Annotated in this window: 12 protein-coding genes; 9 read left to right on the forward strand and 3 right to left on the reverse strand. The window is 40.3% G+C overall.

The window, feature by feature from the left end; genetic code table 11:
• The first annotated feature begins 5 nt into the window (after positions 1-5).
• Positions 6-806: a phosphate ABC transporter ATP-binding protein PstB gene (pstB, locus tag CSV63_RS06960; RefSeq protein WP_099695393.1), complete on the forward strand. Its 801-nt coding sequence runs from the start codon at positions 6-8 to the stop codon at positions 804-806.
• Between the two features lie 5 nt (positions 807-811).
• Positions 812-1,594 carry a phosphate ABC transporter ATP-binding protein PstB gene (gene pstB / locus CSV63_RS06965; RefSeq protein WP_369823811.1) on the forward strand — a complete coding sequence of 261 codons (783 nt, stop codon included), beginning with the start codon at positions 812-814 and terminating at the stop codon, positions 1,592-1,594.
• 92 nt (positions 1,595-1,686) lie between these two features.
• Here pstB (CSV63_RS06965) and trhO read toward each other — a convergent pair whose 3' ends face one another.
• Positions 1,687-2,661: an oxygen-dependent tRNA uridine(34) hydroxylase TrhO gene (gene trhO, locus CSV63_RS06970; protein WP_199203623.1), complete on the reverse strand. Its 975-nt coding sequence runs from the start codon at positions 2,659-2,661 to the stop codon at positions 1,687-1,689.
• Between the two features lie 402 nt (positions 2,662-3,063).
• Between trhO and CSV63_RS06975 the strand changes: the two genes are divergently transcribed.
• Positions 3,064-4,440 (forward strand): polysaccharide deacetylase family protein, encoded by a 1,377-nt coding sequence (locus CSV63_RS06975; RefSeq protein WP_099695184.1) that lies wholly within the window; start codon positions 3,064-3,066, stop codon positions 4,438-4,440.
• A gap of 193 nt (positions 4,441-4,633) precedes the next feature.
• Positions 4,634-5,449, forward strand: a complete 816-nt coding sequence (locus CSV63_RS06980) for a DUF368 domain-containing protein (protein ID WP_099695185.1) — start codon at positions 4,634-4,636, stop codon at positions 5,447-5,449.
• A 50-nt stretch (positions 5,450-5,499) separates the two neighbouring features.
• On the opposite strand, the gene CSV63_RS06985 is transcribed toward CSV63_RS06980, so the two are convergent.
• Positions 5,500-6,924 (reverse strand): catalase, encoded by a 1,425-nt coding sequence (locus CSV63_RS06985; protein WP_233191995.1) that lies wholly within the window; start codon positions 6,922-6,924, stop codon positions 5,500-5,502.
• 335 nt (positions 6,925-7,259) lie between these two features.
• Here CSV63_RS06985 and CSV63_RS06990 point away from each other — a divergent pair, with 335 nt between their 5' ends.
• From CSV63_RS06990 to cydC, 5 genes are all read left to right on the forward strand, one after another.
• A complete protein-coding gene (locus CSV63_RS06990) occupies positions 7,260-7,754 on the forward strand; it encodes a hypothetical protein (protein WP_099695187.1) in 495 nt (164 codons plus the stop codon).
• 502 nt (positions 7,755-8,256) lie between these two features.
• Positions 8,257-9,660: a cytochrome ubiquinol oxidase subunit I gene (locus CSV63_RS06995; protein WP_099695394.1), complete on the forward strand. Its 1,404-nt coding sequence runs from the start codon at positions 8,257-8,259 to the stop codon at positions 9,658-9,660.
• On the forward strand, positions 9,647-10,663 hold the full coding sequence (cydB, locus tag CSV63_RS07000) for a cytochrome d ubiquinol oxidase subunit II (RefSeq protein ID WP_099695188.1): 1,017 nt from the start codon (positions 9,647-9,649) through the stop codon (positions 10,661-10,663). Before CSV63_RS06995 ends, cydB begins: the two co-directional genes overlap by 14 nt.
• A complete protein-coding gene (cydD, locus tag CSV63_RS07005; RefSeq protein ID WP_099695189.1) occupies positions 10,663-12,384 on the forward strand; it encodes a thiol reductant ABC exporter subunit CydD in 1,722 nt (573 codons plus the stop codon). Before cydB ends, cydD begins: the two co-directional genes overlap by 1 nt.
• Positions 12,381-14,108 (forward strand): thiol reductant ABC exporter subunit CydC, encoded by a 1,728-nt coding sequence (gene cydC, locus CSV63_RS07010; protein WP_099695190.1) that lies wholly within the window; start codon positions 12,381-12,383, stop codon positions 14,106-14,108. The genes cydD and cydC overlap by 4 nt, the downstream gene beginning before the upstream one ends.
• 127 nt (positions 14,109-14,235) lie before the next feature.
• Here cydC and CSV63_RS07015 read toward each other — a convergent pair whose 3' ends face one another.
• Entirely contained in the window at positions 14,236-14,724 is a 489-nt protein-coding gene (locus CSV63_RS07015; protein ID WP_099695191.1) for a DedA family protein, read from the reverse strand.
• Positions 14,725-14,728 lie beyond the last annotated feature (4 nt).

Genomic DNA, 14,728 nt, shown 5'->3' on the forward strand with positions numbered 1-14,728 from the left:
TCAAAATGAAAACGAATAGAATTAAAGTAGTGGATAGTCCTGATTTTCCACGCAGTTCAGTGTTGCAAACTACCGATTTATCAGTATATTATGGTGAACATTGTGCTGTTAATGAAGTCAGTTTATCATTCCCAAAACAATCCGTTACGGCATTGATTGGTCCGTCGGGATGTGGGAAATCAACTTTCCTGCGTTCTATTAATCGCATGAATGATGACATAGACTCATGTCGTACGGAAGGAAAAATTTATTATGAAGGAGTTGACTTGCATTCACTCAATGTGAATGTACATGAAATACGCAAACAGATTGGAATGGTATTTCAAAGACCTGTTCCGTTTGCCAAATCTATTTTTAAGAATGTTGCAGCTGGACCTATGCGCTACGGAGTGAAGGACAAGCGAGAATTACTAGGAATTGTAGAAGAAAATTTAAAAAAAGCAGCACTGTGGGAAGAAGTGAAAGATCAACTACATACATCCGCTTTACGCCTTTCAGGTGGGCAACAACAACGACTTTGTATTGCCAGAGCACTTGCCATGCAACCGAGCGTTTTATTACTAGATGAACCTGCGTCTGCCCTTGATCCCGTGTCGACCGCAAAAATCGAGGAACTGATATCCCAATTAAAAAAAGATTATACGATCGTGATCGTCACACATAATATGCAACAAGCGGCACGTGTTTCGGATGAGGTAGCGTATTTTTATATGGGGCGTGTCATTGAGCATGGACCTACAGAACAAATATTTAATCATCCACATCATGAACAAACAGCACATTATATTAATGGACGCATTGGATAGGGGAGATTGAAATGAATGTAGTGGAATCCATCGAACGATCCGTCATTCAAACGGAAGATTTACAATTCTATTATAATACCCACCATGCATTAAAAAATATCAATTTGAAGTTTGAAGAAAAGAAAATTACGGCACTTATAGGCCCATCGGGTTGTGGAAAATCAACTTTTTTGCGGACAATGAACCGTATGAATGATCTGATTCCCGGAGTGAGGACAGAAGGGGCAATTTGGATCGGTAATGAAAATATAACCGAGCCGTCTATTGATCCAGTGGAATTGCGAAAAAAAGTAGGAATGGTATTTCAACATGCGTCGGTCTTTCCGTTCTCAATTTATGAAAACATTGCATATGGACCCCGTACTCATGGAGAAAGAAATAAAAAAGTATTGGATGAGATCGTAGAAGAGAATCTGCGCGCCGCTGCTTTATGGGATGAAGTAAAAGATCACTTGGATCATCCCGCTACAGGTCTTTCGGGCGGACAACAGCAACGGTTAACGATTGCACGAACATTAGCGACCAAGCCAGAGATTTTATTAATGGATGAACCTACTTCAGCTCTTGATCCGATCTCTACCGCCAAAGTAGAAGACTTGATCCGAACATTAAAAGAGCGCTATACGATCATTATCGTAACGCATAATATGCAACAAGCAGCGCGAATATCCGATTTCACAGCTTTCTTTCTAAATGGAGAAGTAAAAGAGTATGGACAGACAGCCACACTATTTACCAACCCATTATTTTCCGAAACGAAAGATTATATAGCAGGAAAGTTTGGTTGAATTCAGGAAGAAAATACATGAAAAGTAGGTAACTTGTTACATAATAAAGCAAACAGCCAGCTTCCTATAAAAGGATGCTGGCTGTTCGTGTATTAAGAAATGGTTTCATGAGCACGTGATGCTGTAATTTTGGCCATTCGTGCGTCGTATTCATCCACTGTCATATCGTGTTCTACAAAATAACGGTTACGAGGGTGTGTGCGGCAGTCGTCTGAACAACTGCGCATATAGAAATGTTCATTCTCTTCTGAGCATAGAATTTTTGCATTACACTCAGGATTTGCACAGTTTACATAGCGTTCACAAGGTGTGCCGTCAAAATGGTCGCGTCCTACGATGACGTGCTCTACTTGGTTGATCGGAACTGCGATACGCTCATCGAATACGTAGCATTGACCGTCCCATAACTGTCCTTTTGCTTTAGGGTCTTTACCGTAAGAAACGATACCACCGTGCAAATGTGCTACATCTTCGAATCCTTCACGTTTCAACCAGCCAGTGAACTTCTCACAACGAATACCGCCCGTACAATATGCAAGAATTTTCTTACCTTCAAGCTGTTCTTTGTTTTCCATTACCCATTCAGGAAGGTCACGGAAGTTTTCGATATCCGGGCGTATTGCACCACGGAAATGACCTAGGTCAAACTCATAATCATTACGAGCATCCAAAACAACAGTGTTCTCATCTTGCATTTGTTTTAAGAACTCTTCAGGCTCCAAATATTCACCTGTAAGTTCTAAAGGATTGACATCTTCAGGTAAGCTGAGATTGACAATCTCTGGACGGAAGCGAACGTGCATTTTTTTGAATGCGTGACCGTCTGTTTCATCAATTTTAAACCACACATCAGCAAAACGTGGATCAGCTTTCATATGCTCCATATACGCATCCGTTTGTTCGATTGTTCCTGAACAAGTACCGTTGATGCCTTCTGCACCGACAAGAATACGTCCTTTTAATCCAGTTTCTTTACAGAATTCCAAATGTGAAGCCGCAAACTCTTCAGGCTCCTCGATTGTTACATACTTATAAAACAATAATACTCGATAGTCTTTCTTTTCCATGTAAATTACCGCCTTCTGTTTGATCTTTGCAATAGACAACAGCCGAGATCGGTGTGTACAAAGGGATACTGTGTCCCTTGAACCCGAATTTGCAAGAATCGAGCCCAGAATAGTATAGCATAATTTCATTTTCGAGAAAAGTATTCAATAAGCTATTTTACATAAAAATCTTTTTTAAAAGGCAACACACCACTACAAACAACTTTGTATCATCATGGATTTATTGTATACTAGGAGATGGAAAAACCTTCATTTAATTCAATTGAAATTAAGAGTAGCGGATTGTAAAATATTCAGATGGAATACAGAATACTTTTGGAACGTAAGGGTATAGTAATCCTATTGCTAGTAAACTGTAATTTATCATCAAAGCTGGCGAGTGTGTAGTAAAGGAGTCCTTTCATGAAACATACAAATAAAAGACGTCGATCATCATGGATCGATAGTGCATTGATCATCACGATCATCACTTTACTATCTATTACGCTACTATTAATAGTGAATGTAATGAAAACTAAAGATACCAGTGCAAGTAAACACGTAACACATGAAATTATACCCGCACCGAAACAGGAAGTTTCGGTTGAGTCGATTATATCGCCGTATCCAGGGATAAAAATATTTACGGAGAAACCTAAGGACTCCAAGCATCCTTTTATCATTCGATATCCTCAAACAGAATACGACGGCTTTAATAAGCAAGTGTTGGACTATGTAGATCAATTGAAAACAGCCTATGCCAATGAACAACAAAAGGAAAACAGGGTGTCTAAGTTAGATGTATCTTTTGAAACGCTTCAGCACCTTTCGGGAAACTATTCTTTTGTTATGCGTGCTGTTACGTACTTTGCTGATCAAGATAGTCAAATGAAGATAAAAACATTCCATATCAATCCTGAAACAGGAGAAGAACTCAAGATTGAAGATATTGTGGATCATAATTTGGAAAAGCTAAAACGAATGGCGAGTGTAGTGCGTCATGAAATCCATCATAGTCCACTTTTAGAAGAGAATGTGATTAAGGAAAGTGTATGGCAACCTACTGAACCTATGTGGGTAAACTATCGTAACTATGCCTTAACAGATGACTCATTATTTCTATACTTTGGGACAGGTGAATTTACAAAAAGGCAAGCTGGACCGGCAACTGTGGAAATCCCACTACAAAAATTGAATCCATTCCTAGCAAAGGAATTTCAAGTTGCATCTGATGACACTAAAAAGGAAAAGACTATTGCTTTGACGTTTGATGATGGTCCCGATCCAATTTATACACTAAGAATTTTGGAGACACTTGAGAAATATAACGCAAAAGCTACCTTTTTTATGCTCGGCAATAGAGTTCATTCATACCCTGCAATTGCTAAGAAAGTGGCTGAAGCTGGGCATGAGATAGGTAACCACTCCTGGAATCATCCTACCTTGACAGGGCTTAGTGACGTAGCACTTCAAAGTGAAGTGAAAGGGACATCCGATATCATTGAAGCGATCATCGGACACCCAGCCACTGTTTTTAGACCCCCATATGGTGCTGTAGATGATCGCGTACGGGAAAGCACGAAATTACCTGTCGTTTTATGGAATGTGGATACATTGGACTGGGAGCATCACGACCCCGAACTGATATTAGAACATGTTGCACAAGATGCCCGTGCAGGCAGTATAATTTTAATGCATGATATTCATAAATCGACTGCTGATGGACTGGAAGCGGTACTTGAAAATCTACAGTCTCAAGGCTTTAAATTCGTGACAATATCTGAAATGGATGAATATTGATGTGAAGTTGTTCCATTGTTTTTTGTCTAACAATGGAACAACTTTTGTTTTGTACAGTCCTATTGATAGGTAGAAATTTATATTCTGTCCAAATAGCTGTAACATATAGGGAAAATAAATAATGATGAACTATAATTAGTGCAGCACAGCATGATATACTATACGGAATGAAATCATTGGAGGAACAACGAGCATGGAATGGAGAAATTTATACCGCGGATTTTTGATGGGCATCAGTGATTTGATTCCCGGAGTAAGTGGCGGGACGATTGCATTTATATTAGGCATCTATGATCAGTTGCTTATTTCAATAAGTGGTTTTTTTAGTAAGGACTGGAAGAAGCATATTGGTTTCCTCATTCCGCTTGGTATCGGGATGGGTGCGACAATCATTCTATTCAGTAAAGTTATTTCATATTTACTAAAGCATTATCACGAACCTACTCAATACTTATTTTTAGGGTTAATTGTTGGTGTTATTCCGTTTGTTTCAAAGCAAGCGGAACTGAAAACGAACTTTAAATTCCGTCATATTGTTTTGATGGTAATAGTGGCAGCTGCATTAGCTTCTACTGCTTTTATGAATCCTATTGACCCAATATCTATTACCCATCTAACAGTGAAAAATACGATCATTCTTTTCTTATCGGGATGGGCAGGTAGTATGGCTATGCTGTTGCCAGGTATTAGTGGGTCTTTCATTTTACTATTGCTAGGCGTTTATGCGACAGTTATTACGGCTATTTCAGACTTTAATATACCGATTATAATCGCGACAGGTTGTGGGATCATTGTTGGGTTTATAATCAGCAGTAAACTAATACGCTACCTGCTCTCTAATTTCCATACCGGAATGTTTGCCGTAATCATAGGATTAATCATCGGGTCGGTCTTTGTGATTTATCCAGGCATGCCTGAAAGTGGTACGCCATTTGTCATGAGTGTTATTGCAGTTGTTCTTGGACTTTTGATTGCTAATATATTAAACGGTGTAGGCGATAACGCGTAGAATGCAAAAGCCGCTTGGGGAAAATTCTCCAAGCGGCTTTTCATATGGTGTTATTTTCCTACTATCATTGTTGTATTTTCGATATCTACATCTGCCATGGGAATATCCAATGCTTTTGCTACACCTTCACCGTATTTCGGATCTGCTAAGTAGCAGTGACGGATATGCTTGATTTTGATCTCTTTCGGTGCGTCACCCATATTTCGTGCAGTATTCTCGAAAAGGCGCTGCTGCTCTTCTAGGTTCAAAATATTGAATAACTTACCAGGCTGTGTAAAGTAGTCATCGTCATCTTCACGGAAATCCCAGTGGTCTGCGTCGCCATGAATTTTTAGTGGCGGCTCTTTAAAGTCTGGCTGCTCTTGCCATTCACCATGGCTGTTTGGTTCATAATGAAGAGTAGAGCCCTTATTACCATCAACACGCATTGCTCCATCACGGTGGAAGCTGTGGAACGGACATTTTGGTGCGTTAACGGGAATCTGATGATGATTGACACCTAAACGATAACGTTGCGCATCGCCATAAGAGAATAAACGAGCTTGCAGCATTTTATCAGGTGAGAACCCAATGCCTGGAACGACCGCAGCTGGTGTAAACGCAGCTTGCTCTACTTCAGCAAAGTAGTTTTCAGGGTTACGGTTCAATTCGAATTCACCGACTTCAATTAAAGGGAAGTCCTTTTTATACCAAACTTTTGTTAAATCGAATGGATTATACGGCATTTCCATTGCCTCTTCTTCTGTCATCACTTGAATGTACATTTTCCACTTAGGGAAATTGCCATTGTCAATGTTACTCAGCAAATCGCGTTGTGAACTTTCACGATCCGTTGCAACAGTCGCTGCAGCTTCTTCATCTGTCATATTTTCGATACCTTGCTGGGAACGGAAATGGAACTTAACCCAGTGACGTTCATTGTTTTCATTGATCATACTGAATGTATGGCTACTAAATCCATGCATTTCGCGGTATGAACGAGGAATACCTCTGTCGCTCATTAAGATCGTGATCTGGTGGAGTGCTTCAGGAAGTCCAGTCCAGAAATCCCAGTTGTTTGTTGCGCTACGCATGTTTGTACGTGGATCACGTTTGACTGCGTGATTCAAGTCTGGGAATTGCAAAGGATCGCGGAAGAAGAATACAGGTGTATTATTTCCGACCATGTCCCAGTTTCCTTCTTCAGTATAGAACTTCAAAGAAAAACCGCGGATATCGCGCTCTGCATCGGCTGCACCACGTTCGCCTGCAACTGTAGAGAAGCGTGCGAACATCTCCGTCTGTTTGCCAATCTCGGAAAATAACTTTGCTTTCGTATACTTTGTAATATCATGCGTCACAGTGAAGGTGCCGTATGCTCCAGATCCTTTTGCATGCATACGACGCTCAGGAATAACTTCGCGATCAAAATGTGCTAATTTTTCAAGTAACCATACATCTTGTAATAGAAGGGGACCTCTTGGACCAGCGGACATCGAGTTTTGATTATCAACTACTGGTGCCCCCGCAGCCGTTGTCAATTTTCTTTTTTGAGAATTATTATCATTGTTATTCAAAATACATTCCTCCTCAGTTATTGTTTTGTAATCTATGAATATGATTGTATCAAAACCTCATCCAAAAATAAACCTTTATTTATAATTATTATTAATTGATAAATATTATTAACAGGTACAGGTTATTATGTACTGTATATTCATCATAATTTGTTGCCAACTATTTGTCTAGAAATACGATTTAGATTAAGTATTTTAGTAGAATGATGTATAATCTTAATAGAAAAGGTTTCACGTAGAAAGGATATCAATATATGAGCACTATGAAAAAGTGGTTTATTTTTGCTATAGTACTAAGCTGTTTATCAATAGTGTTAGGCGCATGCAGCACGAAAAAACAAAGCGCACCGCCAGAAAAAACACCTGAACTATCTCCTGTAATTCTAGAACAAGAGGAAGTGATTGTGGCAGCTGTGGAAGATGAAGAGTTATATCGGAATGTCGTAAATCAGCTGGAACATGCAGGCTTCACTGTAGGCGAACCCGCCGAAGCTGCGATTGATATGTTCAAAGCGGAAAGTGGCATGATCCTAACGATCAATGGGGATGCTTTACTTCCATTGCATCTCTATAAACTAGATCCGTCTGACAAACGTCTTGAAATAGTCGAAGATACAGGTAATCTTCCTGTCTATATCGGCAGCAAGACAGAGCAGTTGGCCGTAAAAAAGGTAGGTCACTTCATTATATATCTTCACAAAGGACATCCTGAGTATGATGAGATTATGAAAGTACTAAATAACATGTAATTAAAACGACTCGCTTCCTGCTAATGGGGAGTGAGTCGTTTTTTATCTTCGAAGACTGCCATATTGTGTGAGGAGACGTAGATTGCACAATCGATCATAGTAGCGGCTTAACCGCTCATAAATGTCGTCACCCGCTCATAGTTCCTCTACAACCGATTAAAAACACGTTACAACCGCTCATACCTACTTCGCACCCGCTCTATCATACGCTTTAACCGCTCTATACAGTTATTTCCCCGATTATGAACTGCAATTGCATGAAAGCCCCCTTTGCAACAGAAATCCCAGTCCGCTACTAGTAAATCTAGTTAGAAATACCACTGAAACTCACTCGTACCAGACTCTTTTATACGTTGTTACAAAGCCGCCATAACTTATAGACAATTTGGTCATAAGTTTGCAGATTTGTAACAGGAATATCGTACATTGTTCACGAACTATTTTTTGTTCTGCGTTATTCTAGGTAATAGAACCGCAGTTCGAAAGGAGATTAACAAAAATGATGGAAGAAGTCTTATTAGCGAGAATCCAATTCGCATCTACTACATTGTTCCATTTCATTTTCGTCCCTTTATCCATCGGCCTGGCGCTGATTATCGCGATCATGCAAACGATGTATGTAGTGAAGAAAGATGAAATCTACTTAAAAATGACGAAGTTCTGGAGTGTTTTCTTTCTAATCAACTTCGCGATCGGCGTAGTGACTGGAATCATTCAAGAGTTTCAATTTGGAATGAACTGGTCCGCCTATTCTAGATTTGTTGGAGATATTTTTGGTGCTCCACTTGCTGTTGAAGCTCTATTAGCATTTTTCTTAGAATCTACATTTATTGGAATTTGGATTTTCGGTTGGAATAAACTTCCGAAGAAATTACATTTAGCTTGTATTTGGTTAGTTTCTATCGGGACGGTCATGTCTGCATTCTGGATATTGGCAGCCAACTCGTTCATGCAAAATCCTACAGGCTATGTATTACAAAATGGCCGTGCGGAAATGAATGATGTGGTAGCTTTGCTGACTAATGAGAAGTTATGGGTCGCGTTCCCGCATACGATTTTCGGAAGTTTTGCTACAGGTGCATTCTTCGTAGTAGGTGTCAGCGCATGGTATTTGATCAAGAAACGTAATGTGGACTTCTTTAAAAAGTCTTTAGCAATTTCACTCGTCATCGGTATGTTATCAGGACTTGGAATTGCATTTACGGGTCACTCACAAGCGCAGTACTTGATGCATGCACAACCAATGAAGATGGCTGCTGCTGAAGCGCTATGGGAAGACAGTGGTGATCCGGCTGCATGGACATTACTTGCAAAGATTGATGTGGAAAATCGAGAGACAACTAAACGTATTGATATACCTTATATGTTGAGTTATTTAACATACAGTGAATTTAAAGGGAAAGTGCAAGGTATGAACGCACTTGAACAACAAATGATCGATAAGCATGGGGAAGGGGAATATCTTCCACCTGTAAAAACGACATTCTGGAGCTTCCGTATAATGGTTGTCACAGGTGGTACATTACTTGGATTAGGAGCACTTGGTTTGTTCCTGATGTTCCGAAAGAAAATTGTAGAATCCGTTTGGTTCCTACGACTTCTAATAGTCGGGATCTTCTTACCGTTTATTGGGAATTCATTTGGTTGGATTATGTCTGAAATGGGACGACAACCTTGGGTAGTAAACGGTTTGATGAAAACGGCTGACGGCATATCACCCAATGTTTCAGCAGGCCAGATTCTGTTTTCACTTATTTCCTTTTCTACCATCTATACGATCCTCGGAATCATCATGGTCATATTGTTCGTGAAGTTCATCCAGCGAGGTCCTGATGAACAACCGGAAGAGGATGTATCGGCAACAGATCCGTTTGAAACAGGAGGTGCAGGACATGCCATTAAGTGATATTTGGTTTGTATTGATCGCAGTCTTATTCATAGGATTTATCTTCCTAGAAGGATTCGATTTCGGTGTGGGAATGAGTACAAAGTTCCTCGCGCGTAATGATTTGGAAAAACGGGTCGTCATGAATACAATCGGACCCGTTTGGGATGCTAATGAAGTATGGCTCATTACTGCGGGTGGTGCGATGTTCGCTGCATTCCCACACTGGTATGCAACCGCTTTTAGTGGATTCTATTTACCATTCGTTGTTTTATTGCTAGCCTTCATCATACGAGGAGTAGCATTCGAGTTTCGTAATAAAGTCGATTCGAAAGCTTGGGTCAAGACGTGGGACTGGGCGGTATTCATCGGTAGTATCTTACCACCTTTCCTATTTGGAGTTTTCTTCACAAGTTTAATTCGTGGATTACCAATTGATGGTGACATGAACATGTATGCGGGCTTTACAGATTTCGTAAATGTCTACACAGTGATTGGCGGCGTGACATTTGTTTTGTTATCGTATCTGCATGGATTGCTGTTCATCGGTTTGAAAACGGTAGGCGATTTACGTGAGCGTGCAAATACAGTAGCGCGTAAAGTGTATGCATTAACTGGTCTATTTCTAGTCCTGTTTATGATCTTTACGTATTTGGACACAGATGCTATTACAGATCATGGGGCTATTTTAATCCCGCTGTATAGTCTGGCCATCGTATTATACGGATTACTGTTCTTCTTCTTGAAAATGAAACGGGAAGGACTAAGCTTTACGATGACTGGTTTAGTATTGATTATTATCATGGCAAGCTTTTTCATCGCGCTATTCCCGAATGTGATGATCAGTTCAACGGATCCTGCATTTAATATGTCGATTGCAGATGCGGCTTCAGGAGACTATTCATTGAAAATCATGACATTCGTAGCGTTTACTATGGTGCCAATCGTTTTGGCTTATACAATCTGGAGTTATTATGTGTTCCGTAAACGGTTGACAGGTGATAAGGAGCATCTAGAATACTAATGGATAAATACTTGCTTCAATACAAAGGAAGTAAACAAGTAATGGCATGGATTGGACTACTTACTGTAGTTCAGTCCATCGCCATTGTTGTTCAAGCGATTTATTTAGCAAAAGCCATCACACAATTGTTCCAAGGTGCAGACTGGAGTGAAGCGCTTCGGTCATTTGTGATTTTTGTCGTAGCCAACAGTTTACGTCATGTGATTCAATGGACAAAAGAACGCATTTCGTATCGATTTGCTGATAGGACAGCAAAGAATTATGAGCAACAATTATTGAAGAAAATCTTTGATCTCGGCCCTCAAGTAGTTGGGAAATATGGTTCGGGACATTTGGTGACACTCGGTTTGGAAGGTGTCCCGAAGTTCAGAAAGTATTTAGAATTGCTTATACCACGAACGTTGGCGATGGCTATCGTTCCGTTTGTCATTGTAGTCTATATCTTTACTCTCGATATTATGTCCGCTGTGACGCTCATTATAGTGTTGCCGATACTTATCATATTTCTCATTCTTATCGGACTCGTTTCTAAGAAGAAAATTGATGAACAGATGGATACGTACCGTTTACTATCTCGGCACTTTGTCGATTCGTTACGGGGAATTGTAACACTGAAGTATTTGGGGCGTAGCCGAGCGCATGAGCAATCCATTGCTATTGTTAGTAACAAATATCGTATTGCAACGAATCGATCTTTGCGCTATGCGTTTCTGTCTTCGTTTTCATTGGATTTCTTTGCCAGTCTTTCAGTTGCAATTGTGGCGGTTGAACTTGGACTTCGCTTGATTAATGGACAAATTCTTCTTGAACCGTCACTTATTATTTTGATTCTGGCGCCGGAATTTTTCTCGCCTGTTAGAGAATTAGGAAATGACTTTCACGCGACAGCCGACGGCAAGGACGCAAGCTTACAAATACACGGTATTTTAGAAGAGAGAACAGTTCTGCCACCCGTCATAGATTCGCCGATTGCTACTTGGAACGATGAGTCGAAGTTGGAATTATGCAATGTCGAAGTTAAAATCGATGAACAAATTATTTTTGAAGGTTTGGATTTTATTTTAAAAGGATTCACAAAAGTAGGCGTCATTGGCCATTCGGGAGCAGGGAAGTCGACACTTATTGATGTCTTGTCGGGTTTCACGCTACCTACTGACGGAAGTTGCATACTGGACGGACAAGAGTTACCGCATCTAGCAACATTGGATTGGCAAAAACAAATTGCCTATATTCCACAACATCCTACGATTTTTCCGGATACTGTAATCGGAAATATTCGCTTTTATGAACCGGATGCTACATTGCAGGAAGTACAAGATGCAGCGGAACGTGTAGGTCTAGATCGGTTAATCGCAACATTTCCTGCGGGTTATGAAGAACAGATTGGAGCGGGCGGGAGAGTGCTGAGCGGTGGGGAAGAGCAGCGGATTGCGCTCGCTCGTTCGTTACTACAACGTCGTCAAGTTTTATTATTCGATGAGCCAACCGCGCATTTAGATATTGAAACAGAACATGAATTAAAGAAAATGATTTTACCGCTTCTTGAAAATAAACTCGTAGTGTTTGCTACCCATCGGATTCATTGGATGAAGGAAATGGATACCATTGTAGTCCTTGAAAGCGGTAAAGTGGTGGAGTCAGGTTCACATGAACAATTAATAAAACAAGACGGAGCCTACTGTCGTTTACTTGAAGCGCGTGGAAGGGGATATGCTATATGAACTTGTACCGACAACATATACTTCCATACGCCCGTAAATATAATAAAACGATACTGTCTACTATACTGCTCGGTACACTGACTATTCTTTCAGCCGCGATGTTGACTTTCACATCAGGATATTTAATATCTCGTACATCGGAAAGACCTGAAACGATCTTACTTGTGTATATTCCGATAGTAGCAGTCCGCACATTCGGTATTTCGCGTGCGGCCTTACGATATGTAGAGCGTCTGCTCGGACACAATGCCGTATTAAAAATTATTGCCGATATGCGCGTGCAGTTATATCACGTTCTGGAGCCGCAAGCATTATTTATTCGTTCGCGTTTTCAAACAGGCGATCTACTCGGTGCGCTAGCGGATGATATTGAACATTTACAGGATGTGTATATCCGTACGTTATTTCCTACCGTCATCGGATTATTCCTATTCAGTTTCTCGGTGATTGTACTAGCTATTTATGATTGGAAATTTGCGCTCATTATGGCTGTTTTACTAGCTATCGTGACGTTCGTTTATCCTATGCTTTCACTGTATATGATGAAGAAAAATCAGCTGCAGTCAAAAAAACTTCATAGTCAATTATATAACACCATGACAGAAGGTATTTTTGGTTTGCGTGATTGGATCATCAGCGGTAGGAAAGAACAATTTCTTGCTTCGTTTAAAGAAGAAAGTCATGCAAGTCATGCTATTGATAAACAATTAGTCTATTGGCAACAATCGCGTACAATGCAATTGCAAATTTTCTCAGGTTTACTGGTCTTAATCGTTGGTATTTGGGCAGGACAACAAGCGGCAGCCGGTTCGTTGGCACCCACGTATATTGCTGCATTTACATTGGTTACGTTGCCTATTTTAGAAGGGTTGATTCCCGTGTCATTTGCGATTGAGCGTTTACCAGCTTATGAAGCTTCATTGCAAAGAGTCGACACTATACATCAGCAAAATACTTTAGAGGAACCAATTCCAATGGAGCTAGGTAATGTAGATCAAGTGTCTATAGTCCTCGACAATGTGAGTTATCGTTATGAAAGCCAAAAAGAAAATGCAGTACAAAATATTACACTCACGATTCAACCAGGAGAAAAAGTTGCGGTACTTGGTAAAAGCGGCGCCGGCAAGTCTACGCTTATTCAGTTATTACTAGGTACCGTTCAGCCGACAACTGGACACGTACATGTCAATGGACAATCTTCTTCACTCTATGGAGATTCCATATATGAAATCATGAGCGTCTTAAATCAGAAGCCATATCTTTTCGCCACCACAGTTCAAAACAATATAAAACTTGGAGATGCATCCGCTACGTTAGAAGATGTACAGCGGGTGGCTGAACAAGTCGGTTTATACGAGTATTTACAAACACTTCCTGAAGGCCTGAAAACCCAAATGGAAGAAACGGGACAACGTTTCTCGGGCGGTGAACGTCAACGAATTGCACTGGCGCGGATTTTATTGAAACAAACGCCTATCGTCATCTTAGATGAGCCTACGGTTAGTTTGGATCCCTTAACGGAACATTCCCTTGTAGAAACACTTCATCAGTCATTAGAACATAAAACGGTTGTATGGATCACACATCATTTAATAGGCATGGAGAAAATGGATCGTATTATTTTCATGGATAATGGTGAAATCATCATGAATGGGACGCATCAAGAATTATTGGCTACGAATGAAAGGTATCGTCAGCTATACGTGTTGGATCAAGGTCTATAAAGAATTGCATGAAAAACGACGATATCATTTCTTAGCCGAAATGACATCGTCGTTTTAGTTTCTAGACGTAGTGCGTATGTGGCACTACGACTAGAAACTATGTTTTGTGTTTTCATCTCCTGGTCATTTAGAAAAAAGGTAAGTGAATGAAATAGCCGAGTAACAAGCAAACTGTTGTCGAGACAATTACACCGGGTATGGCAAACAATACATAGCGGTGAATACTCATACCACTCATGCCTGAAATATAGCAGATAAAATGACGCATGCCTGGAACAAAGTATCCGAATGTCACCGTCCAGGAGCCGTAGGTCATAAACCATCGCTCAATCTTGTGCATACGATGTGGTGTAAGGAATAAATGTTTTCCAAAACGTTGAATCAACGGTTTACCAAGTTTTCTACCAATCAAATATGTGAACAGTGATCCGACCATTACACCGGATAGTGTAAAAATTATGGTGAATACAAATTGGAATGTTCCCGCTGAAGTTAAATAACCAGCGAATGCTACAAGCAGTTCATCGGGCACAGGAAGTCCGAAAATACCAAGAGACAAAAAGAAAAATACCGACAGATAGCCATACTGCACTACATATTCTTGAAGATATTCCATCAGA

The organism is Sporosarcina sp. P34, assembly GCF_002743375.1.
GTDB lineage: Bacteria > Bacillota > Bacilli > Bacillales_A > Planococcaceae > Sporosarcina.

Bases quoted from the DNA above. Each gene is read 5' to 3' on its own strand.
- cydD (WP_099695189.1), top strand. From the start codon at position 10,663: ATGGATAAATACTTGCTTCAATACAAAGGAAGTAAACAAGTAATGGCA.
- CSV63_RS06995 (WP_099695394.1), top strand. From the start codon at position 8,257: ATGGAAGAAGTCTTATTAGCGAGAATCCAATTCGCATCTACTACATTG.
- CSV63_RS06980 (WP_099695185.1), top strand. From the start codon at position 4,634: ATGGAATGGAGAAATTTATACCGCGGATTTTTGATGGGCATCAGTGAT.
- CSV63_RS07015 (WP_099695191.1), bottom strand. From the start codon at position 14,724: ATGGAATATCTTCAAGAATATGTAGTGCAGTATGGCTATCTGTCGGTA.
- cydB (WP_099695188.1), top strand. From the start codon at position 9,647: ATGCCATTAAGTGATATTTGGTTTGTATTGATCGCAGTCTTATTCATA.
- CSV63_RS06985 (WP_233191995.1), bottom strand. From the start codon at position 6,924: ATGTCCGCTGGTCCAAGAGGTCCCCTTCTATTACAAGATGTATGGTTA.
- pstB (WP_099695393.1), top strand. From the start codon at position 6: ATGAAAACGAATAGAATTAAAGTAGTGGATAGTCCTGATTTTCCACGC.
- trhO (WP_199203623.1), bottom strand. From the start codon at position 2,661: ATGGAAAAGAAAGACTATCGAGTATTATTGTTTTATAAGTATGTAACA.
- CSV63_RS06990 (WP_099695187.1), top strand. From the start codon at position 7,260: ATGAGCACTATGAAAAAGTGGTTTATTTTTGCTATAGTACTAAGCTGT.
- cydC (WP_099695190.1), top strand. From the start codon at position 12,381: ATGAACTTGTACCGACAACATATACTTCCATACGCCCGTAAATATAAT.
- CSV63_RS06975 (WP_099695184.1), top strand. From the start codon at position 3,064: ATGAAACATACAAATAAAAGACGTCGATCATCATGGATCGATAGTGCA.